Here is a 25,184-nt window from a genome sequence, read left to right as displayed (position 1 = left end):
CATAACCGCCAAACTCAATCAACCAACTCAAGGGACGAACCAGTCTGCCGCTAGCAGCGTCGCCGCCCTCGTTGTGGCGCCATATAGACCCCATCATTCCAAACTGTCAACGCAGTTTCGAAAAAATTCAGGAATTTTCTTTCCACAGACAATATGGTCCTTTTTAACCAAATATCAACCGCGAAAAACTGGCGATTCGAACAGTTGCGACGAATCCATGACACTTTGCCAACAGCAGCCCAGCAGCAGCCCAACAGCAGCTATGACAATTGGATGAATGAGCATGAAGCCTATGCCCTATATTCTGGCAGTCGATGGCGGTGGCACGGGGTGCCGGGCGCTGCTTGCCGACGGCAATGGCAACCCCGTAGGCCGGGGCACAAGCGGTCCGGCCAATATCGGGGCTGACCCGGCAACGGCACTGGATAATATCATGCGCGCGGCGACACTGGCTGCGGACGATGCCGGACTGGATGTCTCTATATTGAAGGAAACCTGCGCCGTGCTCGGGCTCGCAGGCGCAAATTCGCTTGTCGACAAGGACCGCGTGGAACACAGCCTCCCCTTCGGCAAAGTGAAGATCGTTTCCGACGCAGTTTCTGCCCTGCAAGGTGCGCTCAGTCATGAAGACGGTGCGGTCGTTATTCTCGGCACCGGCTCGGTCTTCGTCAAACGGAAACGAGATGCATTCGAGATTGTCGGCGGTCGCGGCTTCATGTTGAGCGATCATGCAGGCGGCGCATGGCTTGGTCGCGAACTTCTCGAGGAGACCTTGCTTGCTCTGGACGCCATGGCCGAACGCACGGAACTCGTAGATGCCATACTGACACGGTTCGACGGTGACCTGCGCCGGATCATCACCTTTTCGCGCTCGGCGACGGCTGCAGATTATGCGGCCTTCGCTCCTACCGTTTTCAATTATGCGCATAAGGGCGATGCGCTCGGCATCCTGATCCTGCAGCGCGCCTGCACTTACATCGCCCGCGGCCTGGAACGGCTCGACATAGAGACGCTTGGCCGGTTCAGCCTGACGGGGGGCCTCGCCTTATCCTATGCAGCGCTGCCATTTCTTCCGCATCGTGAGCTCTTTCGACCCGCGCTTGGTGATGCGTTGCAAGGAGCTTTATCGCTCGCCTTGCTGACAAACGGACGAGGTTGACCGCCAAAGCGCCACCTATCCTTATGGACTCACAAAGGACGCTCCAAACTATTGAATCTATGCATCGTGCTTTCCGAAAATCGATCCCGATTTTCGGACCGATGTCGTCGCGGCGAAAAGACTTGTCGCGGCGGGGTTTACCCCCTAACTTCTTATATACGGGCTTTGACCTGAACTTATAAAGCGGCGCCGTTTTTAACGGCGGCGTTTGTTGCGGATTCTCTTCATGCATTTCCGGGCGGAAACGGTTTCCGTTCTTCGAGGAAATGCTCCACAGGGGTGGCATGCTGACCAAAAAGGGCAAATATGGCCTGAAAGCCATGGTGCATCTGGCGGGCGTTACAGATGGACATCTGGTTTCGGCCAGCGAGATCGCCGAAAAACACCATATACCGCGCAAGTTTCTCGACAATATTTTCACCGAGCTTCGCAATGCCGGTTTTGTTCTGAGTCGCAAAGGCAAGGGTGGTGGCTTCTGCCTTGCCCGACCGGCCAACGAGATTGCCATTGGCAATATCATCCGCGCGCTCGACGGCGCGCTTGCCCCCATCGCTTGCGCCAGCAAGACAGACTATCGCCCCTGCGACGACTGCGATGAGGACGAATGCGAGGTTCGCCAGATGATGCTCGATGTGCGCGAAGCCATCGCCAGCGTTCTGGATCATCGAACTCTCGCTGACAACAAGGCCATGGATATAGCCTCACTGTCAGAATAGGCGTCAGGCGGCCGACCAGTTCGGGAACGGATCGTTCAGCCCCGACCAGCGCTCCGGTGCAAAGTTTTCTTCCCCAAGGAGACACTGGTCCAGCGCATCGATGAGTGCATCTTCCTGCATTGGATCGATACCGATGAAAACGATCTCCTGACGTCGATCCCCCCATACCTTATGGAAATAGGGCTCCATGGCGCGCTGCCATTCAGGTTCCCCCGGCCAGTATTGCTTCGGCACGGATGACCACCAGCGACCCCTCTTTCCGGTGCGCACCAAAGCGCCAGCCTGACTGATTTCACCGACAAAATCGGGCCGTGTCGCAAGCCAGAAGAAGCCTTTCGCCCGCACAACGCCCGGCCAGCCCTTGTCGATGAACGACTGAAACCTTTCGGGATCAAAGGGACGCCGCGCGCGATAGACAAAGGAGCGCACCCCGTATTCCTCGGTCTCTGGCGTGTGCGAGGCAAAGCCATGCAGCTCCTTGTACCAGAGCGGATGCTCATGTGCCTTGTTGAAGTCGAAGAGCTTTGTGTCCAGTATGGCGTCGAGCGACACTTCGCCGAAATCGACCTCCTCAATGCGGGCATCGGGATTGAGCGAGCGGATGACCTTATGAGCCAGATCGCGCTCCTCTTTTGAAGCCGCCGATATCTTGTTCAGCACGACGACATCGGCAAACTCGATCTGTTCGACCAGAAGGTCGACAAGCGTGCGCTCGTCATCCTCTCCAAGCGATTCGCCGCGATCGCGCAGAAAGTCACTCGACGCATAATCCTTCAGCAGATTGGCGGCATCCACAACCGTCACCATTGTATCGAGCCGGGCGACATCCGAAAGACTGTTGCCCTTGTCGTCGCGAAATTCAAACGTGGCGGCGACGGGCAATGGCTCGGCTATGCCGGTCGATTCGATCAGCAGATAATCGAAGCGTCCCTGGGCTGCCAGTTGCGAAACTTCCTTGAGGAGGTCATCGCGCAAAGTGCAGCAAATGCAGCCGTTGGTCATTTCGACCAACTGTTCATCCGTCCGGGAGAGATTGGCGCCGCCTTCACGAACGAGGGTAGCATCTATATTCACCTCACTCATATCATTGACGATCACCGCGACGCGGCGGTTCTCGCGATTATTGAGCACGTGATTGAGTAGTGTCGTCTTCCCGGCCCCAAGAAAGCCGGACAAGACCGTAACGGGTAGTCTCTTTCTCATGACTCCGTTCCTTGTTTAAACTGGATGTAGTCAATCGTGATGATGGTGATCGAGATTGAAGGTCAGCGTGGTGAAAAAGCTGAGCTTGTCCGCTTCCTTTGAATCGGACAGCGGCTTGGAATAGCCCGCTCCAACGACGTTGAGACCTGCATTGCGAATCCTGATCCTGGCGATGCCTTCCGCGTCGGTCTTCACCGGTGCCGCATGGCTGTCATTGACATAATCCGCCGTGACTTCGACGCCTTCCACCGGCTTTCCGTCAAACAGAACCTGCACGGGAAGCTCGTTGCCCGCCTCCAGTATCGTCGGATCCATCAACGGAACGATTTCGAAAGGCAGGCCCTGAGCCTCTGGCTTTTTGCGCAAATGGTCGAGAATGGCGACGGCAAACTTCTGGCTCTGGCTGGACTGTTTGGCGCCCGGCACTTCCGATTTCGGCTTGTTGACCCACTTGCCATCCGGCCCCTCGGCCCAGAAACCATTATCGAGCGTGCCGCTGACCACAACTGCATCCTTGGGCACGCCCAGCAGGGCGTGATCTTCCTGGCGCTTGATCTCCACGGCGACATCCTTGCCATCTACATCCTTCGCTGTAACCGTCTTGAGCTTCTGCGGATCATAGGCTTCATCGCTTGCGCCGTGACCGTAAACAACGGCTTGCGTTCCATGGCGCTCGGCAATCCAGATACCGTGCGCACCCGCAACCGCGGGAGCAAGAAAAGTCAAAACGGCACCAGCCTGAAGTACCCTGACGAAATTGTGCATTTTCTTCTCCTTAATGTTATATCATAACATTTCTATGGGCAAAAATGGGCGGTCGGAACCGCCCTTGAGTGTTTCAGCAAAAACCGTGAAACGGCTTGCGTTAGCTGACGCCCGATCACCTTATTCTGGTTCTGAAGTGCCGGGCTGCCGGTAGGTTACAGCCCGGCACTGTTGCAGCCGCCTTGCTGAACGCGCAGGCACCCAGCAAAGGGACGCGGCTGCGGCTGTTATTTCGACAGACAGCCTTTGAGGGAATCCGCCAGATTGCGGATTAGCTGCGGGTAAAGGTCCGGACCATCCTTCAATTCTGCACCCAGAGGATCGAGAATGCCGGTTTTAGCATCCGTCCCTTCGATAACGGTGTTCACCAGCCTGGGCTCGAACTGCGGTTCGGAGAACACGCATGTTGCGCCGAGCGACTTGATCTTCTCGTGAATCTCCTTGATGCGCGCAGCACCTGGCGCCTTTTCCGGGCTGACCGTAATCGAGCCCGCCGCCTTCACACCGAAACGATTTTCGAAATACTGGTAGGCATCGTGGAAGACGATGAATGGCTTGTCTTTAACTGGCTCCAGTTCGCTGGCGACAGTCTTGGTCAGCGCATCGATTTTCTCGCCATAGTCCTTGGCGTTCTTTTCATATTGCGCGGCATGTTCCGGGTCGCTTTCGCCGAGCGTCCTGGCGATATCCGCCGCGAGAACCTTTCCGTTCTGCGGGTCGAGCCAGAAATGCAGATCATATTCGCTGTGACCATGATGATGGTCATGCCCGCCTTCAGACGCTTCGGCGGCATGATCATGCGCCTTGTCGGCATCCTTCTTGTCGTCATGAGCATGATCATGACCTTCGGCACCGTGGCCGTGGCCTTCCGCACCATGATCGTGCGCTTCGAATGGGCCGCCTTCACGGAATTTCAGCTTCGTCAGGCCATCGGCTTCGCCAAGCGCAACGACCTTCGCGCCATCGCCAAGCGTATCGATAGGCTTGTCGAGGAAGGTTTCCATCGACGGACCGGCCCAGAAAATCACCTTGGCGTGTTCGATTGCTTCGGCATCGGATGGCTTCAGGCTGTAGACATGCTCCGAACCCGCACCCTGAACGATCAGTTTCGGCTCGCCCACGCCCTGCATGACTGCGGAAACGATGGAATGGAGCGGCTTGATTGATACCACAACGCCATCGCGTTCTGCGGCAAGCGAGGCATTTGCCGTAACGGCCAGAAATGCCGAGGCGAGGAGGAGGGAGCGGAGATGTTTCATAGTCTCTCTCTTGTACGATTGGGAAAGGGTATCATATTCAAGTGATATGTTATTTTATTACGTCAGTTGCGTTATGCTATAACGTCTGCCATAAGGTGAGGCAACCCCCAATTTGGAAAAATCACAGCGGTGGTTGCGTAAGATAACGAGCCGCAAAAAGCTGATAGGAAAAATCCCGAATCGGCGAATAATCCGTGCGTGGAACAAGAACATGCAGGCAGTGAAAGCCCGGAAGAGATGAGCAGGAAGCCCCCCCTCCCCGTCGAAAAGGCGCGGGAAACATTGATCGAACTGAAGGACGCCGGTGTCTATCGCGACGGGCGCTGGCTCGTGCGCAATGTCGACCTGAGCGTCGAGCGCGGGGAGATCGTGACCCTGATCGGTCCAAATGGCGCGGGAAAAAGTACTGCCGCCAAGATAGCGCTGCGCATCCTGAAGCCCGACGAAGGCAGCGTGGTCCACGCGCCGGGGCTGCGCATCGGCTATGTGCCGCAGAAGATCAATGTCGACCGCACGCTGCCGCTTTCGGTCGAACGCCTGATGACATTGACGGGCCCTCTGGCGCGCAAGGATATTGAAGCTGCACTGGAAGTGGTCGGCATCCCGCATCTTGCAAAGGCCGAGATCGCCAACCTGTCGGGCGGCGAATTCCAGCGCGCATTGATGGCGCGTGCGCTGGCCCGCAAGCCGAATCTCATGGTGCTGGATGAACCGGTGCAGGGCGTCGATTTCTCCGGCGAAGCTGCGTTGTACGAACTGATTGCGAAACTGCGCGACGATACGGGTTGCGGCGTGCTGCTGATTTCGCACGACCTGCATCTGGTCATGGCGGCGACCGACCGCGTCATCTGCCTCAACGGCCATGTTTGCTGCAGCGGAACGCCGCGCGATGTGACGGCGAGCCCCGAATATATGCGGCTGTTCGGCAGCCGGGCAGTCGGGCCGCTTGCCGTTTATGAGCATCACCACGATCACACCCATCTGCCCGACGGACGCGTGCTGCATGCCGACGGTTCCGTGACGGAACACTGCCATGCCGATGATGGTCATCATCATGAGCACGACCACGAACATCATCACCATGAGAGGAGCGCGCCGCGTGCTTGACGACTTCTTCACCCGCGCCATCATCGCCGGTGTCGGACTGGCGCTCACCACCGGACCGCTCGGCTGCTTCATTGTCTGGCGGCGCATGGCCTATTTCGGCGACACCATGGCACATTCGGCCCTGCTCGGCGTGGCGCTGGCGCTCATTTTCGACATCAATATGATGATCGGCGTTTTCGCGGTTGCCGTGGCGATTTCTGCCATTCTGCTGCTCTTGCAGCGCCGCCATACATTGTCGGCGGATTCGCTCCTCGGCATCCTGTCCCATGCCACCCTGTCGCTTGGCCTCGTCCTCGTGGCCTTCATGACATGGGTGCGTGTCGACCTGCTGTCGTTCCTGTTCGGCGATATTCTCGCTGTCTCGCGGACGGATATCGCCTTCATCTATGGTGGCGGCGTGTTCGTGCTAGCGGTTCTGGCCTGGCTGTGGCGTCCTTTCCTCGCCGCCACCGTCAGCGAGGATATTGCCCGTGCCGAAGGCATGAACCCGGCCCTGTCACGCATTGTTTTCATGCTGCTTCTGGCTATCGTCATCGCCATTGCGATGAAGATCGTCGGAATTCTACTGATAACCTCGCTGCTCATCATTCCGGCAGCAACTGCGCGCCGCTTTGCCTCCACACCCGAACAGATGGCCATTCTGGCCTCGCTGATCGGGGCAGCCGGGGTCATCGGCGGACTTTATGGTTCCATTCATTTCGACACGCCGTCCGGCCCGTCCATCGTGGTCGCGGCGCTTGCCATTTTCATTTTGAGCCTGTTACCCCTACATAAGAGGGAACAGGCATCACCGAAACGGATCGCTGGACAATGAGCACGCATCACCATCATCACACCCCCCAGGACCTGACCCGCAATCAGACACTGGTTTTCGACGTTCTGTCCAAGGCAGAAGGGCCGCTCAGCGCCTATACGATCCTCGATCAGCTACGTGACGACGGTTTCCGCGCACCGCTGCAGGTCTATCGCGCGCTGGAAAAGCTGCTCGATTACGGAATGATCCATCGTCTCGAAAGCCTCAATGCCTTCGTTGCCTGCGCGCATCCACAATGCCACCAGCAGGGTCTTGTGGCATTCGCAATCTGCGAGAAATGCGGACAGGTGACGGAGTTCGCCGATGCGGCGATCGAGAATCTCGTCAGCGCCTGGAGCCTTCAGAACGGTTTCAAGTCGCGCAAGACGACATTGGAGCTGCGCGGACTATGCGAAGCCTGCGGCGAGCATTGATCCGGCAAATGTCACCTGAACAGACAGGAAGCTGTTCAAGGTAACCATGTCCGCAAAATCCCCGCTTAAAAAGTAACGCATCCGCAATCGAAACCTGCTAGATTAGTCTAGAGAAACTGCGCATCGTGCTTTCTGAAAATCGTTTCCGATTTTCAGGCCGATGCCGTGGGGAATAGCAGGTAAGATTTCGATATGGCGCGGGTTAAGCCATCCCATGAACGTCGCAGGGAAGAGAGACAGCGCACAAGGCTGCGGTCCGGCAAGATCGTAGGCCTCGACGGTCGCTTCATCATCGAATGCCAGTTCAGCGATATTGCGCCCCACGGTGCCAAACTGAGAACTGTTGAAGTTCCGACCCTGCCCGAACGCTTCTGGCTATTCGATGATTATTACGGTCGCGCACTTTTGGCCCGCGTCGCCTGGCGCAATGGCCGTGAAATGGGTGTCGAGCTCATAACAGACCCGACCGTCACGCCGCTGGACGAAGAGCGGCTCGCCCAGCTTGCTGGAAAATATTACTCGCTGTGACCAACAGGCTGTGCGTTAGCCTGTTTCTCTGGCTCTTGCTTGGCCGGTGCCGTGGGTGTCGGCGTGCCGCGCATGTTCATGGCGCGGATTTCTTCGGCTGAAATATAATTGAACTGCTCGACCAGAAGGTCCTTGATGACCGGCTCGGGAAATCGTGCATTCAGATCGCTGATAATCGAGGCACGCACATCCTCGAAACTCACCTTCTCGACCTCTTTCGTATCCGAATAGCTGCCGTAGAATTTGCGGAAGATTTCATCACTGATGAAAAACTCCAGCGGCACGGTCAGCTTCTTTCGGATGTTCGAATCGATCGTATAGACAAGCTGCGTCACCACATAACCGGCAACACTGCCGTTCGAGATGATCGGTACGCTCATCACATCCGTCTTGACGTAATCCACGCCCCCAAACTTTTCGGCAAACCCACCGGTTGCGGCCTGCGCCCCATCCGAAGATGAGGCGTTCTGGCGAACCGCCATGAAAAGCGAACCGAAAGCGACGGCGCAGATCCACAGACCGATGGCAATGATGCGGATCATCGTGCGTGACCGAGCCTCGCGCTCTGCATACTGTAGGTGCCGTCGGCTTCCTGCGTTTCCAGCGCGCCGCGAATGAGGTCAGCCAGTTCACCCACAGCCCGCAAATGCAGTTGCAGCGCTTCGCAATTCTTCTCAAGCTTCTGCTTCAGGCTGTCGAGCAGCGGCTGAAGCCGCTTCATCGTCGCTGGCTCGGCAGCGCTGGCTGCCTTCTTGATCGCCTTGTTGAAGTCGTAAAGTCCGCGGCTCTTGCGGGAATTGATTTCCGCCAGATCCGGATTGCCGCCCTCCAGCAGAAGGCGCGTTTCGGTATCGATGACATCTTCCAGACGTTGGATTGCCCGCACGACCGGCTTCAATGTGGGGTTCTCGGCCGGTTCCTCTGCCAGCACCTGACCGGGTTCGCTCGTGACAGTGACGATGTGCGAATCCTCTGGCGGCAGGCTGTTATCAGAGCTTGTCTCGGTCATTTAGGGGTCCTCAATTATGAAGCATGGCGGACGCTTGTCGTTGCGGGCCAATCAGCCGCGCGCGCTGTCCGTATCGCTGTTGTTGTCGAGCTGCTTTTGAATGAGCTTGCGTTCGAAGCCATGCACAATGTCCTTCGATACGGCGTTTTCACTCACATGGTCTCCCAGATTGTCGATCACGTCTCCTAACGCTAGCGTCGTCGGCGCGTCTGCCCGCCCGTTGCGCGCCGCCTGTTCTTCAAGCAACTTGGCAATGCCGACACCGCCGCCATCCGCCATCTTGTTTGCCATGGCTTCCGCCATCATGGACTTCCAGTATTCACCGGCAATCCCCTTCCCGAAGGTCGCCGTCGTGTCACTGGTGAACATCGACTGCACGAAGGATTGCAGCATGAATGCCTCGAACTTACGATAGGCCGGATTGGCTGCATTCTGCGCATCCGGCCGCACGCTGATCCCAGCCGCAAGGCTGTCAGAAAAGCTGGCGAAATTATCCCGCGTCAGTCCACCGGCGGCGGATGCCACCATGGTCCCGGATACGGACGGCGCTCTCAACCGTTCCGCTGCCATGCGATAGGCTTGCGGATCGGCTGCACGCGCCACGTCCATCACCAGATCTGACGGCGGGTTGATCGCCATGCACGACTCCTTGTTTTAGAGCGCGTTTCGATCTGATTGCATCAGATCGGCGCTCTAAAGTTTAGTTTTGTCGCGCATCTTATCCAAAAACCGCTTCGCACTTTTTGGGATGCGCTTTGTTACTTGCACCATAATGGGTCAAACTTGACTGAAACTTGTGCGTGCGTTCAGCTTCGATTTTGCGCTCAATCAAGGTTTTGCGAGCGATTTGTCGTTTTCCGGCTAATAAATTCCTCGATCAGACTGGAAAGTTCGCGCCGTTCGCGATCATTTCCAGCATCCGTCAGGCGATCTTTCAGCAACTCGACACGTCTTTGTTCCTGCAAAAGTGCTTTGCGCTGTGATTCGAGACGCAACTCAAGCTGCTGCGATTCGGCGGCATTGGCTCCGAGACGCTTGATGAGGAGCGACGGGTCGATATTGAACGCATCGCCGTCATAGCGGCGATCCTGCATGACGATCAGTGCCTGGCGCTCCTCATCAAGTGCGCTCTTGCGCGCATTGGCTGCGGCAAGAGCCTGCTCCAGCCGGGCGCTACCGAGCTTTTGCAATTCAATCAGCTTCTTGAGATTGCGCGGGTTCATCATAGCCACCCTTAAAACAACGCGCGCAACTGCGTCGCAGTTTCGTTGGTGAAGAAACGCAGGAGTTCCGGCAGGATGAAATAGACGACCAGCAGCCCTCCCCCCAGCACGAATGGCATCGATACGAAGTAAACGGGTATGGTCGGCGTCAGCTTGTTCACCAGACCAATGGCGAAGTTGACGAGAATCGCAAAGACGATGAACGGGGCCGCAATGCGCAGCGTTGCCAGAAATGCCGTCGAAAGCGCATCGGTGAAATCGATCATCGCCGCATCGGGCCGGAATTGCCCGTCAACCGGAATGGCCACATAGGAATTGAGCAGCGCCCGGAATATTTCCAGATGCATGTCGGTGATGAAGAACAGGAACAGCGCGCTGAACGTGACGATGGTGGCAAGTGTCGCCTGCGGTTCGCTTTCCGTGATGGCATCGGCAGGGGAACCGGAATAGCCGACTGAGACGGCCATCGTGCTGGCCATGAATTGCAGTGCCCAGAAATAGATATGCGCCAGAATGCCGATTACCGCGCCGACGAACATTTCACTCGCCATCAGGCGAAACAGCGTCCACGGTTGCCCGGCATCGACAACGGTAACGATACGCTGCAGCACCAGTGGCAACACCGCGAATGAACAGGCCAGTGCGATATAGAGCCTGACCTGCAACGGAATGCGCGCACTCGAAAGCCCCGGCATCAGCATGAGGCAGGCGCCGATCCGGCAGAACGCCAGAACGGCGGCCAGGATGATTTCGTTGAGCGGCAACTGCGCGACAGGCACTTAAGGCCCTTTCATCGTATGAAGTAATAACTACTCCCCTCGTCCTTCGAGACGCCAAGCCTCGACAAGCTCGGCATGGCTCCTCAGGATGAGGGATGTGGACGCCAGAACTTTTTCCTCATCTTGAGGAAGCGCCCTGAGCGAAGGCACGGGGCCGTCTCCAACCCTCGCTCCCCTCATCCTGAGGAGGTGTCCTGAGCGCAGCGAAGGAAACCGTCTCGAAGGATCGAAGGATCAGAGGATCGACGAACGCTGACCTCCTACGAGATGGCACCGAGCGATTTCACTTCCACACCCCGGGCGATTTCGACATGGGACAAAACAGGCAAAGTGGCGAACAGACGCTCGATAATCATGCGAATGTATGGCCGCGCTTCGGGTGACGAAACCAGCACGAAACGTTCGCCGTTATCGAAGTGTTTGCGAATGACGGTAGACGCCTCCGTTCCAAACTGTTCCAGCAGGCGCGGATCGATATCGAATTCGACGATTTCGCCCTTGGCGTCACGCTTGAGGCTCTGGTGGAAAACCAGATCCCAGCGATTGCCAAGGCGCAGAACGTTCAGCACGCCATTGTCGGACAGATCGCCGCAAATCTGCTGCGCCATGCGCATGCGGACATGCTCCACGATCATTTCCGGGCGACGCACCAACGGCGCGATTTCCGCAATGGCTTCAAGGATCAGATGCAGGTTGCGGATGGAAATACGCTCGGCGAGCAGCAGTTTCAGAACCGCCTGCAGGCCCGAATAGGAAATATGCGACGGGCAGATATCTTCCAGAAGCTTGCGATATTCGGAGCCGAGACGGTCCAGCAGAATGCGCATATCCTTGTAGGAGAGCAACTGGGCCAGATTGTTGCGGACGATTTCGCTCAGATGCGTCAGCAGGACCGAGAGATTATCCACAGTCATATAACCGTCGCGGCGCATATCCGATGCAAAGGTTTCCGGCACGGAATAGGCACGCATACCGAAGGCCGGTTCGCGCACTTCCTCGCCCGGTATGGACGGAATCGGGCGTTCGCCCAGCACAACCAGCGTTTCGCCGACACGCAACTCGTGGCTGGCAACAGCCGTGCCGTGAATCTTGATGCGATAGCTTTTTGGTGGAATCGCGATGTCGTCGGTCACCTTGATTTCGGGGATGACGAAACCGTATTCCTGCGCAAATTTGCGGCGCATCTTGTTGACACGGTGGGCCAGTTCCTGCTGCGAAGCGATCAGGCGGGCAGAGAGCTGCTTGCCGAGGCAAAGTTCGATCTGGTTGGTTTCCAGCGATGCCTTGACGGAATTGCGCTCCTGTTCTTCCACGTCGCGCTGCTTCTTGTCGGCCTCGTTCGCTTCCGCCTCGCGCTGGCGCGCTTGTCGACGGGGTACGGCAATGCCGATGAAGGCCATTGCGCCACCCAACATGAAGAACGGGAAGGCTGGCAGGCCAGGCATGATACCGAGGACGAAGAGCAGCATTGCCGCAACCAGAAGCGCCTTCGGATAGGCGCCGAGCTGGCCGAAAATCGCCTGATCTGCGGAGCCGCGCGTGCCGCCCTTTGACACCAGAAGACCGGCAGCGAGTGATACGATCAGGGCCGGAATCTGCGTGACCAGACCGTCGCCGACCGACAATTTGGTGAAGACATCGGCTGCGTGCGCAATATCCATATCGTGCCGCGTAGCACCGATGATGATCCCGCCGAAAATATTGACGGCGGTGATGATGAGGCCCGCAATCGCGTCACCGCGCACGAATTTCGACGCACCGTCCATGGAACCGAAAAAGGAGCTTTCCTCTTCCAGCTCGCGGCGGCGACTCTGCGCTTCCTTTTCATCGATCAGACCCGATGAGAGATCGGCATCGATGGCCATCTGCTTGCCGGGGATGGCGTCGAGGGTGAAGCGCGCGCCCACTTCAGCAATACGTGTCGCGCCCTTAGTGATGACGAGGAAGTTGACGATGATGAGAATGCAGAAAACGACCAGACCGATGACGAAGTCGCCGCCCATCACGAATTGCGAGAAGCCATGGATCACATGGCCGGCAGCAAGATAGCCTTCGTTGCCGTGGGTGAGAATCACGCGCGTCGTCGCGATATTCAGCGACAATCGCATCATGGTGGCGATGAGCAGCACCGTCGGGAAGGCGGAAAAGTCCAGCGGGCGCTGAATCCAGAGCGAAACCATCAGGATCAGAACTGAAAAGGCGATCGAGAACGCCAGCCCGATATCCAGCACGACTGCTGGCACAGGCAGGAAAAGCACCGTCAGGATGATGATGATGCCAACCGCCAGCCCCATATCGCTGCCGGTCAGAAATCCGCTTTTCATGAAGGGTTTAGCCGCTGCCTGCTGCACATCCGTCTCCTGTTACGAAGCGGACCTTAGCTTGTGAAGCTTGCGCGAGGCTGCGCGCAGAGCCTGAATCAAAAGCGGCATGTGTGTGCGAAAATGGTGATTTTCGAGTACCGGAGCGGAGTGTACTTTGGGGTACGTGAGCACCGGAACGCAGACAAATTGCCATTTGCAGCCACAGATGGCGACTTTTGGAACAGGCTCTAAAAACCTTTCTCGATACGAGAATAGGCAAGCAGTGTGAACGAGTTGATCTGCGCACCGACGAACGGCGCAGTCAGGGCAAGCACGACGAAAATGACGATGATCTTCGGCACGAAGGTCAGCGTCATTTCCTGAATCTGCGTCAGCGCCTGGAAAAGCGCGATGCCAATACCTGCGAGCATGGCGGCCAGCACCGCCGGACCGCTTGCCATAAGCACGGTCCAGATCGCAGAATTGACGATATCGAGCGCATCGGCCTCGTTCACCGCATTATTCCTAGCTGACCTTGACGCCTGGGCCGATCATCAGCGTCTTGCCATCTTCCAGTTCGGCCAGCATGCCATTGGACTGGATGGTGACGGATTTCACGACGCCCGAAATGCTGCCGTCGGCATTGGTCAGCGTGCGGCCGATCCAGCCTTCGGCCTGCGTCAGTGACGTGTTGGCGATCAGCGTTTCAAGCTTGCTATTCATCTGGACGGCCTGCTCGACATTGGAGAAGGTCGCAAGCTGCGAAACATACTGCGTCGCATCCATTGGCTGCGTCGGGTCCTGGTTCTGCATCTGGGTAACCAGAAGCTTCAGGAAGGAATTATAATCGACGCTTGCCTTGTTGGCCGCGGAATTGCTGTTGTTCGTCGTGTTGTTGGTCGTGTTTGTCCCGACCGGCGGTGTCGTGGTCATGGGTTTGCCTCCGCAGATTTCCGGGTTTTGAGCACAGGCAAAGCCGGGGTTTCCAAGCCCATCAGTTCGGCCTCGCGTGGATATTGCGCGCGAATTGTCTTGAGCGCCTCGAAAACGCGCCCGTTATGAACCAGCTCGTCGACCAGCTTCAGCGCATTCAGGATTTCCGCATCCTTGAACGTGGAAAACATGCCTTTCAGCATCTGCGCGAAGGTGATGTGAGCCTGTTCGCGCATGGCCGGTTCGATCAGCATCATCTGCGCGGCGAAATAAAGCTGGCGCAGCGGTGTCGTGGTGTCTTCCGGCTGGAGAACATGGTTTTCCAGAAGAAAGGTCGCGTCGTTCAGGAGTTCGAGCGAAACCTTGCGGTCGGCTCGCAGTACTGCACCGTTGATGAAGATTCTCTCGCCCGCGCGCAGCGAAAGGCGAATGGCCGGTTTTCCGTTCGGGGTCATCTCAAAGCCCATCCCGGATCGACTGCGTGATCTCGATCAGCGTGGCGTAATCATTGCTTTCGCCCTGACGGATACGCTCGATTTCCTTCAGCACGAAAATGCCGACGGAAATGATCGCGGCCTTCAGTTCCTTTGGCAGCACGTTTTCCTCGGACCCCAGATCATTGATGATCGTGGTCCAGAGCTTGGTGGTGAAATAGGTCGCGTCGATCGCCTCGCGGGAGCCGCTGCCGTTTGCCTTCGCCGCCTCGAGCATTGCGATGGAACGGTCGAACAGTGCCCGCTCCCGTTCCTTGGCGCTCGCCATATCGTCATTCATGACATCTTCGTAGCGCATCTGATACATGGTTTCTCCGTCTATCAGCACCGGTCGGACGGGCTCGCCTCATGCTGCGTCCGCCGTGGTGTTCATTACCGGAACCGCAACCGGGCCACCGCCCCGATGCCGTCCCTCTCCCGACTATCTGAGATAGTTGAGCAGGCTCATATTCTGCAACTGAACCGTCAGCGAATAGGACGTTTCGATCTGCGTCTTCAGAGCGTTTACACGCGTCGCCGCTTCATAAGGATCGACTTCCTCGAGATTGAGTACGGACTGGTTCAGGATCTTCTGCTGTGCCGCGATACGTGTGGTGGCAGCCTCGGTGCGCGATTGGGCCAGACCGAGCGTCGTCTGCTCCGACGTCGTTTCGGTGATCGCCGTCGTCGTGGTCTGCATGGCCTGATGCGTCAGCGCTTCGAAAGCCGAGCTGTTGAGACCGATGGTTGCAAATTCGGCCACCATGACCGCAGACATGATCGTCTTGCGGAAACCATCGGCATTGGCGGAGATCGACGTGTCAGCGGTTTCCGTCGGCGAAATCCGGCTTTTGATGACCGTATCCGATGCATCCGACCAGTTTGCGGCCCAGTTGGCGTCGTTGAACTCGTCGGCGAAATCGCCTTCCAGAAAGGCCTTCATCTCATCACCGGTGATATTCGCCACCTGCGGATCGTCGATTGCGAAGCCGAAATGTGTCTGAAATGCCTGGCGCACCGCCGTCTGCGCGGCACTGCCTTCTGTATAGTCTGCAACCGGCTTCACATCGGTGTTCACACCGGCAAAGATATATTCGCCATTATAGCTGGTGTTGAGCAGGCCGGTGACAGAGTTGAGAATAGACTTTGCCGACTTTGCAATCGTGGCAGCGCTTTCAGCGGTGTTGTTGGCGCCCGTCAGGTCGCCCAGAAAGTTCTGCGTGTTCTCGATGATCGTGCCGGCAGCCGTCTGCGTCGCATTCATGCGCTGCTGTAGCAGCTTGTTCATATCTGTCAGCACGCTCAGGCGATCATATTCCTTGCGCAACGATACGGTCTGGCCGGATTTGGAGCCCAGCGAAAGGCCGACATCGAACACGGTCCCCGTAGTCGCTTCCTGCTGCGCCTTCAACATCTCGGCCTTGTTCTTCGCCACAAGAGCCCGCAAGGATGACGTTGCGCCATAGGTGGAAATCGATTGCGCTTTCATTGGCCTCACACCGCGTTGAGAAGATCGTCGAGCATTGCGCTGATCGTGGTCAGCACCCGGCTCGATGCCTGGTAGGAATGTTCAAGATCGAGAAGCAGCGCCATTTCGGTGTCCATATCGACACCGTTGGCGTTGGAGAGAGCGGCGTCCGCCTGGGTGGCGACCGTCGCATTATAAGAAAATTCGCTGTTGGCTTTCTGACGCTTGCCTTCGAGCCAGCTTATCGACGAGGCGCTATAGTCCGTCAGGCTGGAACTGGTCGCGAGCCCTGCCACCGAATTGAAGGTCATCGGCTCGGAGAATGCTTCATTGAGCGCCCGCAGGCGATCGCTGAAGCCTGCCGCACCTTCGCTATTGTATTTGTAATCGGCCCCGTTGGCCCCGCCGTCGCGCAGAAGAAGCGAGCTGCCGCCTTCGGACGTAACGAAGGCCGAGGACACTTTGATGGTGCCTGCAATACCTGCCGAAACGCCCGCGCCGGGGACATCGGGTGATCCGGCCCAGCTAAAGAGGCCCGTCTTGTCGGCTCCAACGCCAGTCTGATCGCTTTCCGCGAACATCGTTACCAGATTTCGCGCGATCTCGTCGAGCTGCATCTGGTATTGTGGCGCGATCTGGTCGCGCAACTGCAACAACCCGCTCAGGCGGCCGGTGCCATACGGCTGGTCGAACGTCTCGTGATTGAGCGGCACGCCATCCACCAGCACCGCATTGCCGGAAATGCCCGGCGCCAGCACCGTTGACTGCTCAAAGCTCACCTTGCGCGCCGTCGTCTCGAACAGGGTCACGCCGTTTTCGGCAAAAATGACCATGTCATTATCGCCGCGCATCATGGTCGTGATTCCGATCTCGCCGGAAAGCTGCTTCAGGATCGCATCGCGCTGATCCATGTAGTCGGAGACATCGCGATTGGCGCGCGTTCCACCGACGATCTCCTGATTGATCTTTTCGAACTTGGCCAGAAGATCATTGATGTTGGCGACGGAATCCGCAATTTCACGGTCCGCATCGTTGCGCAGCGACTGAACCTGCTTGGTTCCGGCATTAAGTGCATCGGCGAGCGATTGCGCCGTCGATACGACACTGTCGCCAAGCGCACTGTTGGATGGCGAAGTCGCATAGGTCTGGAGCGCATCGCGCAGATCGCCGATCAGGGCCGAAGGCGAACCCGAATAATTGTCTGCCGAATAAAGCGACGAAAGGCGGTCAAGCCCGCCAGCGAGAATGGAAGAGGAAGAGGCCGAACTGTTCGACTGGGTAAACCTGTTGAACAAGGCTTCATCCGCCGAACGGCTGATACCCACGTAAAGGGAGCCGTAAGGCCCCGATACGAGAGAAGCAGTCCGCCGGGAATAATCCGGATCGTTGGCCCTGGCAATATTGCTCGAGACAACGGAGGTCTGCTTGGACGTTGCCGCAAGCGAACTTTTGGCCGTCAGAAGAGCAGAACTAAGCGACATCTTACCCCATCCTACAAGTGCATCCCCGGTCAAGGTATGAAGCGGTCTCACCCCCGAAAATGCGGCTGAATTAACTACCTGGAGCACTTCCCATTATTCCGCCTGAATCGGAACTGCTCTCAAGCGCCCGGTCCGTTGCCTGTTGCCTGAACGGACCGGATTTGCAGCAATTCCGGGGAAGACTTATGCCTTCCCCGGAATCACCTCGATTTATCTCTTCAGATTGACCAGAACGTCCATGAGTTCGGAACCAGTCTGGAAAACTTTCGAATTGGCCGTATAGCTACGCTGCGCCTCGATCATGTCGGTCAGTTCCTGCGCAATATCGGCGTTGGATTCCTCCAGCGTGCCCGACATGATCTTGCCCATGCCGTCGCTCTGCGGGAAGCCAAGGCGGACATCGCCCGATTCCGCGCTCGGCAGGAACACGTTGCCGCTAACCACCGTCATGCGGTCGGGGCTTGCCACATTGGCCAGCGGAATGCGCGCCAGCACCTTCTGCGTACCGTTTTCGTAGATAGCAACAACCGAACCGTCATTGGCCACATCCACGCCCTTGACCGAAGATGGCGCCTGACCGTTAATCTGTGCCTGCGAGATCGTGTAATCACCGGCGCGCTGCGTCGATGCACCCAGATCGAGGTTGAGGGTCTGGCCGCCATAAGCTGCGAGGTCGACGGCAATATTGCCACCGGGGTTCATCGCACCCGTCGTCGGATCGAATGTCAGCGTCGTCGGACCACCGACCACTGCATCGTCAGCAGCGTTCTTGACCGTGACGCTCCATTCGTCCGCGCCGGTCTTGGTGAAATAGACGTCGAGCGTGATCTTTTCGCCCTTGTCATTGTAGGAGATCAGCGATGTCTTGTGATTGAACTCACCGGCTGCAGGAATATCGTCGGTAGACGGCAAATTAACGGTGAAATTGCCGGACGTGCTGGCCTCCGGCGGAAGTGTGGCGCCGTTGACATTGATAATGTTCAAACCGGCTGTCGTCGGCGCGCCAGCCGGATCGTTCGGACCGGCACCCAAAAGATAATAGCCGGCTGAGTTGACCAGATTACCGTTCTTGTCGGGAACGAAGGAGCCGGCGCGGGTCAGAAAGGTCGAGCCGTCCGCCCCTTGCACCACAAAATAGCCGTTGCCGTCGATGGCAAGGTCTGTCGTGGACGATGTGGACCGAATACCGCCCTGATCGGAAATGCCGTAACGAACATTGGTCAGAACACTGCCGGAATTATATTGTCCGCCGGTGCTCGGCAGAACGAGCGAGGAAAACTGGGTTTCCGCGCGCTTGTAACCGACGGTGCTCGCATTCGCGATGTTGTCAGCGACCGCCGACAGGCGGTTGGCCTGCGCGTTCATTCCCGAAACACCGGTCCGCATCATACCGTAGAGGCTCATTGGCAGCTCCTGAGAAGTTGTAGCATCCAGCAAAAATTCTGAAACATCTGAACTGGAATCCGTAAAATCGAGCGATTGAACCGGCGCACCGGTCCAGTCATCCGCGATGAAGCTAATGGACCACGCTTGCGTGAAACTGTAGCCTCGGGACTTTTTACGCTTTTACTGAGGGGACCGACGCGATTTTGGAACAAGGGACAGCAGTCGAAATCGCGATACTGGGAAATGCAGGCGATGCAGCAATATCACTCGATGTTGATGCAGTAGCCGAGGAAGCGTTTGGAATCGATGGGATCGAAACCCAGTTGCTCGCGCAATTTCTTGCGCAGCTTGCTGATGTGGCTTTCAACGACGTTTTCTTCGACTTCGCTATCGAAGATACCGTAGATTGCGCTGAATATCTGCGCCTTGTTCAGGCGGCGACCACGATTGGCAATCAAATATTCCAGGATGCGGCGCTCGCGGCGCGGCAGCGGAAAATCAGTGCCGTTGACCTGCGGATCACGGCCATCGGAGAAAACGCGGATCGGGCCAAGTTCAGTGCCACTGTCGTTGGAAGCGGCGGACGCGCCTGCACGGCGGCGGATCGCATTGATGCGCGCAAGAATTTCGCGCACATGCACCGGCTTGCGAACAACGTCATCAACTCCGGATTGAAAAAGCTCCAGCGTATGCTCAAGCGAGGGACGGTCATTGACCGCGATCACGGGCGCCTTGCAACGTTCACGAATTCGGGCCGGAAGGCGATGCTGATCCGCACATTCGCCGATCAGGAAAGCTTCGATAGCCATGATGTCCTGTTGCGGAACGCTGTCCACCCATTCATCGAAATCGGTAGGGGTGAAACCCGTTGTCGTGATGCCTTCGCGACCAAACCAGGAAGAGTATCCTTCAGTCACTATATCTCTGTCGTCTACGACAACAATCATCGGCCCGCCTTCCGAATCAATATGTTAGCCCAAGCACGATAGAAATAACTGGCAGGACGAATCCGCAACAATGGCAAATAATTGCCCGCAATATATTGGGAGGCAATTTAGCATATTCTAATTTAATGGGAATCGCATTGATTGCAACGCGCCTACGTCTTTAGCGGTAAGAACCTTAACCAGACGTTAACGGCTCACGAAATTTTACGATTCTTTACAAGGGCTTAAAAATCCGCTCGCTAAAATAACCACCAACAAGAGCACCAACCAGTGATTGAATACCCATAAGATGGGTGCACCCGACGGTCTGTTACAACCCAAAAATTTTACGGGATTCCATTTCAGCCGAAGCAGAAGCTTCGCGCCTGCGGCGTCCAATTTCCGAAGCCGGTGGCGACCATATTAGTCATCACGCGACAGACATAACGCTTCTGGGCAGGATCGTTATTCGGGCCCGCGTGATAGCGCGCGACCGCCATCGTCCAGTTGCCTTCGCGCTGTCGAAGCTGACGCAGAAAACGCGCCGCATAATCGACATTGAGACTTGGCATCAGCATCGCCGCGACCGACGGAAATTCCTTGCTGTGATAATAGTAATTGATCTGCATGCAGCCAAGATCGATCAGTTTCGCACCTTCGGCCCGGACCTCGTCGAAGCGCCTTACCGCCGCCGTCTGCGATGGCATGAATTCCGCGCGCCCCTCGATATTCATTGCATAAGGTTGCAGGGAATTCTTGCGGCCCGTTTCCGTCAGGCCGACCGCATAGAGGATACCGAGCGGAACATCATAGCGGGCTGATGCCCGGTGCATTTCGCGCTCGCAGACATTCTCGGCGCGGGCTGGCCCGCTATCAGACAACCAGACCGCGGTTGCGACCATCATTGCGAGAAATGCCGTTCCCGCCGTCCTGACTGGTTTGCATGTCCGAGCGCTCGCGTCCTGCCTGACCGGATTCACCATTCTGCCTGCCCTCACCACCCGTAAGATCGGCCCGCGCCTGAGTGCCGTTACGTCCATCGAAGCCCTGCTGCATATTGAAAGCCTGCTGCTGGCCCGATTGCTGCCCCGCGTTCTGTGCCGCTTGCGCCTGCTGGACTGCACCTGCTGCATTGCGGTCTGTAACAGTGACGGAAATTTTCGCATCGTCTGCGATGCCTGCGGCTTTCAGCGCTTTCTCGATCATCGAGCGGTCGGCGGCGAGTGCTTCTGCCGCATGGGTCTTTTCAGCGACGAGATGCACCTCGACGCCTTCCGACGCTATGCGGATGCGTGCCGTCACCGCGCCGAGTTCCGCCGGATCGAGGCGGATCTGCAACGTCTTGACCGTGCCGAAACTGCGCTCGGAAACCACCTGTATGTCAGCGATCCGGGCTGCCGCCTGTGATGGTGTCGTCGCCTTGATGTCCCCCGGACTGGTGCCCTTTGCGGTCGGTTGCTGCTGGATATCGGTTCTGTCGGGCACCTGGTGGCCCGACTGTTGCTGCGCCTGCCCCTTGTCCGTTTTCAAAAGGCTGGCAAAATCGTCTCCAGCGCCTTCGGCCTGATTGTCACCAGTCGCTTTTGCTGTATCCGGATTGATCGCCTGATCCGCCTTGCCGCTGACCGATGGCGTTACCGTGGTCTTCGAAGACGCGGTTTCGGACGCTTGCCTGCTTTGATCAGTGTGCTGCTCGGCACCCTGTTCGCCCAACTGCTTCGGGTCGGGTTCCTTAATTAAGGCAGAAAGCGGATCGGAGACTTTTGTGCCGTTTTCCGCGATATTTGCTGTGGCAAAATTGTGATTCGTCCCTTTCAAATCAGGCGACGGAACGGCCAAAGAAAGGAGATTTTGTGGCAAAGCGAATGCAACGGTCGGTTTCACCGCTTCCTCTTCCTTCGCATCTGCCGCATCCGAGCCGACGTCGGCTTCACTTTCACCCTTCTTCTCGACCTTGCCCTGTGGCTTTTCGAGGAGCGAACTGAACAGTTTTGCCGGGTCGGCACTATCCTGTCCCTCACCCTCGGCTTTTGCCTGGGAAGGACCGGAATTGCGCGCAAGCGACGCAAGACGGCTGGTGGAATTCAGCAGAATATCAACGCTCATTGAACGGTCTTTCCTAGCAAAGCATCGATCTCGGCAAGCTTGCGCCGCGCATCTTCCATCGTTTTTTGCAAATCATCTTCCGGCTGGTTCTTGACCGGCTTCAGGCTGACAGCCATTGGACCCGGCACCGCGTTTGGTACCGGCTTTTCCACCTGATGTTCCTGCGAATCCGCAACTGCCATCGACGGCACATCCCGTTCGGTGAGAGCCGGTTTTGCAGGCGGCAATGCGCCTGGAGTACGGGTGACGACCGTGCCGACAGCTTCGGCAGCCTTTAGCAATTTCCGGTCCCGCTCCTGCAATTTGTCGGGTGAAATCTGCGAGAGTTCGCGAAGTGCGCTGCCCGCCGAATCCGAAGCCACATCGCTTGCCGCCGCGTAGAGATTGGCGCGGGTGGGGTCGGCTTTCAGTCTGTCGGCAAGCTTTTTCGCCTCCGCCGACATGAACCGCGCCCGCTCCGTCTGACCATCGACAAGCGCACCGCGCGCGATCTGCAGATAAAGCGAATATTGCATGACAGGATCGGCGGACCCGATCAGCTTTGCCAGCTCCGCATTGCCGATACGGTCGTTGAGTTTCACCGCAGCATCGACAAATTGTGCCATGAAATCACGCATATAGGGCGAACGGGGAAAGCGCTGGAGATAGTTTCGCGACAGGAGCCTGATCTTGTCGGCATCGCCCAGCTTGGCTGCAATCGGCATCGAACGACGGATTGCAGCTTCTTCGAATAGCGTGCCGGGCGCATCGAGCCGCACCTGGTCAAGCCGCATCAAGGCCGTCGCGGGATCGAAAGCAGTCATCTGGCTGGCCGTTACAAGGACAATCGATGCCCTCAGTTCCGCTGGAACGTCGGATGACAGCGGAACCGAGAAAAGCTTCACCACTTCAATCGTCTGGCCGGAAGCATAGGCCAGCGCACCCTTGACCAGTTCCGGCGGCACCGCATCCGTCTTGAGGTCGGCTAGAACCTTGCGCACCGCTTCGGGATTGCCGCCGTTGAAAAGGTAGATGATCGCCGCATAGACATTGTCCGGATTGCTCCAGACCTCATTCGACGCTCGCCCCATATCCGCGCTGACAAAGCCCAGAAGCTTGTTCAGCATCACCACGGCTTCCGGTTTTCCGGCAACGACCTGATCCTGCAACATGCGCAACGAACGCACGAGCTTGTAAGGTTCCAGCACCGGCAACATGCGGGTCTCAGCCAGCGCCTGCGTTTGCGCAAAAGCCGGATACGCCTCTCCTGCCAGGGAAAAGCCTGCGACACATGCCAGCAAGGAACGCATGGCGAACTGCTTCATGGAGCAGACTTCAGGAAAATATCGATGCGACGGTTCTCAGCCGCATTCGGATCGCTGGTGTTCTTGGGCTGGCGGTCGGCATAGCCTTCGACGCGCAGCACGCGCTTTTCATCAAGCCCGCCACGAACCAGCATATAATAGGCCATCTGCGCGCGTGCCGAAGACAGGCGCCAATTGTCATAGGTCGCGCTCTTGAACGGACGCGCATCCGTATGTCCGCTGATGATGACTTCGCCCGGCTGTCGGGAAATCACCTGTGCGATACGCTCCAGCATCTGCACCACACGCGCATCCGGCTTAGCCGATCCGATGGTGAACATGCCATAGTCGATCTTGTCGGTGAGCTGGATCATCACGCCGCCATCGACCGGAACGACCGTCACATCGGGCATTGGCTCGGCCTTTTTCGCCTGCGCACTCTCTTTCGCAGTTTCGCCCTCAGCTGCCTTTTTCAAGTCAGCAATCAACTGCTCTTGCGTTTCTGCTGGCGTTTCAGCCGTCTTTTCGGCCTTCTCCGGCTTCGGCTGGGTTGCTTCCGGCTTGGGTGGCGCGGCAGGCGCGGCATCGGGCGGGGTCAGGTCTTCGACAGCCTTGCTCGACCAGTAATCCGGGCTGAACGGATCGCGATAGGCATCGCCACCCTCGGCACCCGTTGCCGGACCGGATTGCGAGGTGCCACCATCGCCCTTGGCGGATTGGTTTTGCAGGACGCCGGTCTCATGCGCAAGTTCCGACAGAACTGCATAGGGTTCCCGGAAAAGCTGGCGCTCTTCCTGTTCACTTGGCGGCGCAACCGTCGTATCGTTGATGACCTTGGTGCTGTTTTCAATCTGCTGGTCGCTTTCATAGCGAACCTTGCCGTCTTTTTCCTCAACGTCCTGCACGCCCTTGGGGCTTGAATGCCGGTCCATCAGTTTGACGGGATTGAAATAGCTTGCAACCGCTGCCTTGGTCTCCTCATTGGCGGCATTGATGAGCCACATCACGAGGAAGAACGCCATCATGGCGGTCATGAAGTCGGCATAGGCAATCTTCCACACACCACCATGATGGCTGTCATGGTCGTCGTGCCCGCCGCGGCGAACAATGATGATCTCACGTTTGGTTTCGGGATCGATGTTCATTGAACCGCAGCCTTCAGTTCTTCGAGAAGCGGCGCGATACGCGTTTCAAGCATCCGGTCGCCAAAGGAAAAGGAAAGTTCGTCCGCCCCGGTTTCTGAAAACCGGCAGCCTGATGGAAGCAGGGCGGCATGATCGCGCAGTGGCACAATCAATCGCGCTGGACCGGAGATTTCCGGTGCTTCGCCGTCGAGCGCCAGCGCCGCAATGCGCCGTGCGAATTCCGCGACTGCCTCGCGCTCCATTTTTTCCGCCAGCAAAGGCATCAGGATTTCAGCGATCTGGGCGGAGAAATTTCGTTCAAGTGCGGTCAACGCGTCGGTCAAGCTGCCTGCCAGCAACAGGGCCTGCTCGCGCGAGAAGGTAGCACGCAAAGTTTCGATCTCGGTCTCGTGCTCGCGAACAAGCCGTGCCCTCTCGGCCTCGTAAAGCGCTTGAGCCTCCCTGTGGCCATCCTCGCGCCCTGCTTCGAAAGCCACCCGCTTTTCTTCCTCGACGGCGATAATAGCGGCGACTTCCGCCTGCTCGACAGCGGCAGCTTTTTCGACCGTGGCAGGACGTTTCGGCGCATCACTGCCTGTTTGCGCAACGGGCGCTTCTTTCAGCGGCTTCTGCGGCAACGGAGCAGCAATGATCTCGACCGCCTCATCCTCGATATGATGGGTCGAAAAATCGGGAAGATAACGGCTGAGGGAAAGCGCGCTCATC

General features: G+C 57.3%; 28 protein-coding genes and 1 pseudogene. 7 read left to right on the top strand and 22 right to left on the bottom strand.

Features of this window, described 5'->3' with window-relative positions; genetic code table 11:
• The 3 genes from FIB18_RS25075 to FIB18_RS17180 all read left to right on the top strand — a co-directional run.
• A partial coding sequence (locus tag FIB18_RS25075) for a hypothetical protein (protein ID WP_206667400.1) occupies positions 1-277 on the top strand: 277 nt, incomplete at its 5' end.
• Positions 278-1,159 (top strand): BadF/BadG/BcrA/BcrD ATPase family protein, encoded by an 882-nt coding sequence (locus tag FIB18_RS17185; protein WP_140021864.1) that lies wholly within the window; start codon positions 278-280, stop codon positions 1,157-1,159.
• Positions 1,160-1,443: 284 nt separating this feature from the next.
• Complete coding sequence (locus tag FIB18_RS17180) at positions 1,444-1,875, top strand: RrF2 family transcriptional regulator (protein WP_140021863.1); 432 nt, start codon at positions 1,444-1,446, stop codon at positions 1,873-1,875.
• 3 nt (positions 1,876-1,878) lie between these two features.
• On the opposite strand, the gene zigA is transcribed toward FIB18_RS17180, so the two are convergent.
• From zigA to znuA, 3 genes are all read right to left on the bottom strand, one after another.
• A complete protein-coding gene (zigA, locus tag FIB18_RS17175) occupies positions 1,879-3,078 on the bottom strand; it encodes a zinc metallochaperone GTPase ZigA (protein ID WP_140021862.1) in 1,200 nt (399 codons plus the stop codon).
• 30 nt (positions 3,079-3,108) lie between these two features.
• Positions 3,109-3,843, bottom strand: a complete 735-nt coding sequence (locus tag FIB18_RS17170) for a DUF4198 domain-containing protein (RefSeq protein ID WP_140021861.1) — start codon at positions 3,841-3,843, stop codon at positions 3,109-3,111.
• Between the two features lie 227 nt (positions 3,844-4,070).
• Positions 4,071-5,102, bottom strand: a complete 1,032-nt coding sequence (gene znuA / locus FIB18_RS17165; RefSeq protein WP_140021860.1) for a zinc ABC transporter substrate-binding protein ZnuA — start codon at positions 5,100-5,102, stop codon at positions 4,071-4,073.
• A 237-nt stretch (positions 5,103-5,339) separates the two neighbouring features.
• Between znuA and FIB18_RS17160 the strand changes: the two genes are divergently transcribed.
• From FIB18_RS17160 to FIB18_RS17145, 4 genes are all read left to right on the top strand, one after another.
• Positions 5,340-6,209 (top strand): ATP-binding cassette domain-containing protein, encoded by an 870-nt coding sequence (locus FIB18_RS17160; RefSeq protein ID WP_140021859.1) that lies wholly within the window; start codon positions 5,340-5,342, stop codon positions 6,207-6,209.
• Positions 6,184-7,023 (top strand): zinc ABC transporter permease subunit ZnuB, encoded by an 840-nt coding sequence (gene znuB / locus FIB18_RS17155; RefSeq protein ID WP_140021875.1) that lies wholly within the window; start codon positions 6,184-6,186, stop codon positions 7,021-7,023. Before FIB18_RS17160 ends, znuB begins: the two co-directional genes overlap by 26 nt.
• On the top strand, positions 7,020-7,436 hold the full coding sequence (locus tag FIB18_RS17150; protein ID WP_140021858.1) for a Fur family transcriptional regulator: 417 nt from the start codon (positions 7,020-7,022) through the stop codon (positions 7,434-7,436). The genes znuB and FIB18_RS17150 overlap by 4 nt, the downstream gene beginning before the upstream one ends.
• A 192-nt stretch (positions 7,437-7,628) precedes the next feature.
• Positions 7,629-7,964, top strand: coding sequence for a PilZ domain-containing protein (locus tag FIB18_RS17145; protein WP_140021857.1), 336 nt, complete (start codon positions 7,629-7,631; stop codon positions 7,962-7,964).
• On the opposite strand, the gene FIB18_RS17140 is transcribed toward FIB18_RS17145, so the two are convergent.
• The 19 genes and pseudogenes from FIB18_RS17140 to FIB18_RS17050 all read right to left on the bottom strand — a co-directional run bounded on the left by FIB18_RS17140 (position 7,952) and on the right by FIB18_RS17050 (position 25,183).
• A complete protein-coding gene (locus FIB18_RS17140) occupies positions 7,952-8,506 on the bottom strand; it encodes a hypothetical protein (RefSeq protein ID WP_140021856.1) in 555 nt (184 codons plus the stop codon). The genes FIB18_RS17145 and FIB18_RS17140 overlap by 13 nt on opposite strands.
• Positions 8,503-8,973: a flagellar protein FlgN gene (locus tag FIB18_RS17135; protein WP_140021855.1), complete on the bottom strand. Its 471-nt coding sequence runs from the start codon at positions 8,971-8,973 to the stop codon at positions 8,503-8,505. Before FIB18_RS17135 ends, FIB18_RS17140 begins: the two co-directional genes overlap by 4 nt.
• Before the next feature lie 51 nt (positions 8,974-9,024).
• Complete coding sequence (locus FIB18_RS17130) at positions 9,025-9,612, bottom strand: rod-binding protein (protein WP_140021854.1); 588 nt, start codon at positions 9,610-9,612, stop codon at positions 9,025-9,027.
• A gap of 185 nt (positions 9,613-9,797) precedes the next feature.
• On the bottom strand, positions 9,798-10,199 hold the full coding sequence (locus FIB18_RS17125; RefSeq protein ID WP_140021853.1) for a hypothetical protein: 402 nt from the start codon (positions 10,197-10,199) through the stop codon (positions 9,798-9,800).
• A gap of 8 nt (positions 10,200-10,207) precedes the next feature.
• On the bottom strand, positions 10,208-10,975 hold the full coding sequence (fliR, locus tag FIB18_RS17120; RefSeq protein WP_140021852.1) for a flagellar biosynthetic protein FliR: 768 nt from the start codon (positions 10,973-10,975) through the stop codon (positions 10,208-10,210).
• Positions 10,976-11,235: 260 nt separating this feature from the next.
• Positions 11,236-13,299, bottom strand: a complete 2,064-nt coding sequence (flhA, locus tag FIB18_RS17115) for a flagellar biosynthesis protein FlhA (RefSeq protein ID WP_174977448.1) — start codon at positions 13,297-13,299, stop codon at positions 11,236-11,238.
• 227 nt (positions 13,300-13,526) lie between these two features.
• Entirely contained in the window at positions 13,527-13,793 is a 267-nt protein-coding gene (fliQ, locus tag FIB18_RS17110) for a flagellar biosynthesis protein FliQ (protein ID WP_006469393.1), read from the bottom strand.
• A gap of 10 nt (positions 13,794-13,803) precedes the next feature.
• Positions 13,804-14,211, bottom strand: a complete 408-nt coding sequence (gene flgD, locus FIB18_RS17105; RefSeq protein WP_140021850.1) for a flagellar hook assembly protein FlgD — start codon at positions 14,209-14,211, stop codon at positions 13,804-13,806.
• Positions 14,208-14,666: a flagellar biosynthesis repressor FlbT gene (gene flbT, locus FIB18_RS17100; protein WP_140021849.1), complete on the bottom strand. Its 459-nt coding sequence runs from the start codon at positions 14,664-14,666 to the stop codon at positions 14,208-14,210. The genes flgD and flbT overlap by 4 nt, the downstream gene beginning before the upstream one ends.
• Before the next feature lies 1 nt (position 14,667).
• The gene (flaF, locus tag FIB18_RS17095; RefSeq protein WP_140021848.1) at positions 14,668-15,012 is read right to left on the bottom strand and encodes a flagellar biosynthesis regulator FlaF; all 345 of its coding nucleotides are present in this window, start codon (positions 15,010-15,012) and stop codon (positions 14,668-14,670) included.
• 114 nt (positions 15,013-15,126) lie between these two features.
• A complete protein-coding gene (locus FIB18_RS17090; protein WP_140021847.1) occupies positions 15,127-16,173 on the bottom strand; it encodes a flagellar hook-associated family protein in 1,047 nt (348 codons plus the stop codon).
• 5 nt (positions 16,174-16,178) lie between these two features.
• A complete protein-coding gene (gene flgK / locus FIB18_RS17085) occupies positions 16,179-17,633 on the bottom strand; it encodes a flagellar hook-associated protein FlgK (protein WP_140021846.1) in 1,455 nt (484 codons plus the stop codon).
• A gap of 210 nt (positions 17,634-17,843) precedes the next feature.
• The gene (locus FIB18_RS17080) at positions 17,844-19,037 is read right to left on the bottom strand and encodes a flagellar hook protein FlgE (protein ID WP_140021845.1); all 1,194 of its coding nucleotides are present in this window, start codon (positions 19,035-19,037) and stop codon (positions 17,844-17,846) included.
• Between the two features lie 245 nt (positions 19,038-19,282).
• Complete coding sequence (ftcR, locus tag FIB18_RS17075; RefSeq protein ID WP_140021844.1) at positions 19,283-19,966, bottom strand: flagellar transcriptional regulator FtcR; 684 nt, start codon at positions 19,964-19,966, stop codon at positions 19,283-19,285.
• A gap of 341 nt (positions 19,967-20,307) precedes the next feature.
• Entirely contained in the window at positions 20,308-20,850 is a 543-nt protein-coding gene (locus tag FIB18_RS17070; protein WP_140021843.1) for a transglycosylase SLT domain-containing protein, read from the bottom strand.
• Positions 20,819-22,051, bottom strand: a complete 1,233-nt coding sequence (fliK, locus tag FIB18_RS17065; RefSeq protein ID WP_140021842.1) for a flagellar hook-length control protein FliK — start codon at positions 22,049-22,051, stop codon at positions 20,819-20,821. Before fliK ends, FIB18_RS17070 begins: the two co-directional genes overlap by 32 nt.
• 59 nt (positions 22,052-22,110) lie before the next feature.
• A pseudogene (locus FIB18_RS17060) lies at positions 22,111-23,340 on the bottom strand (chemotaxis protein); the annotation flags it as partial.
• Positions 23,341-23,351: 11 nt separating this feature from the next.
• Positions 23,352-24,479, bottom strand: a complete 1,128-nt coding sequence (locus FIB18_RS17055) for a flagellar motor protein MotB (RefSeq protein WP_140021840.1) — start codon at positions 24,477-24,479, stop codon at positions 23,352-23,354.
• The gene (locus FIB18_RS17050) at positions 24,476-25,183 is read right to left on the bottom strand and encodes a hypothetical protein (RefSeq protein ID WP_140021839.1); all 708 of its coding nucleotides are present in this window, start codon (positions 25,181-25,183) and stop codon (positions 24,476-24,478) included. The genes FIB18_RS17055 and FIB18_RS17050 overlap by 4 nt, the downstream gene beginning before the upstream one ends.
• Between the last annotated feature and the right edge of the window lies 1 nt (position 25,184).

Source organism: Brucella pecoris (genome assembly GCF_006376675.1).
GTDB lineage: Bacteria > Pseudomonadota > Alphaproteobacteria > Rhizobiales > Rhizobiaceae > Brucella > Brucella pecoris.
Note: the sequence above shows the minus strand (reverse complement) of the source record. Positions and strands in the feature narration are given on the sequence as shown.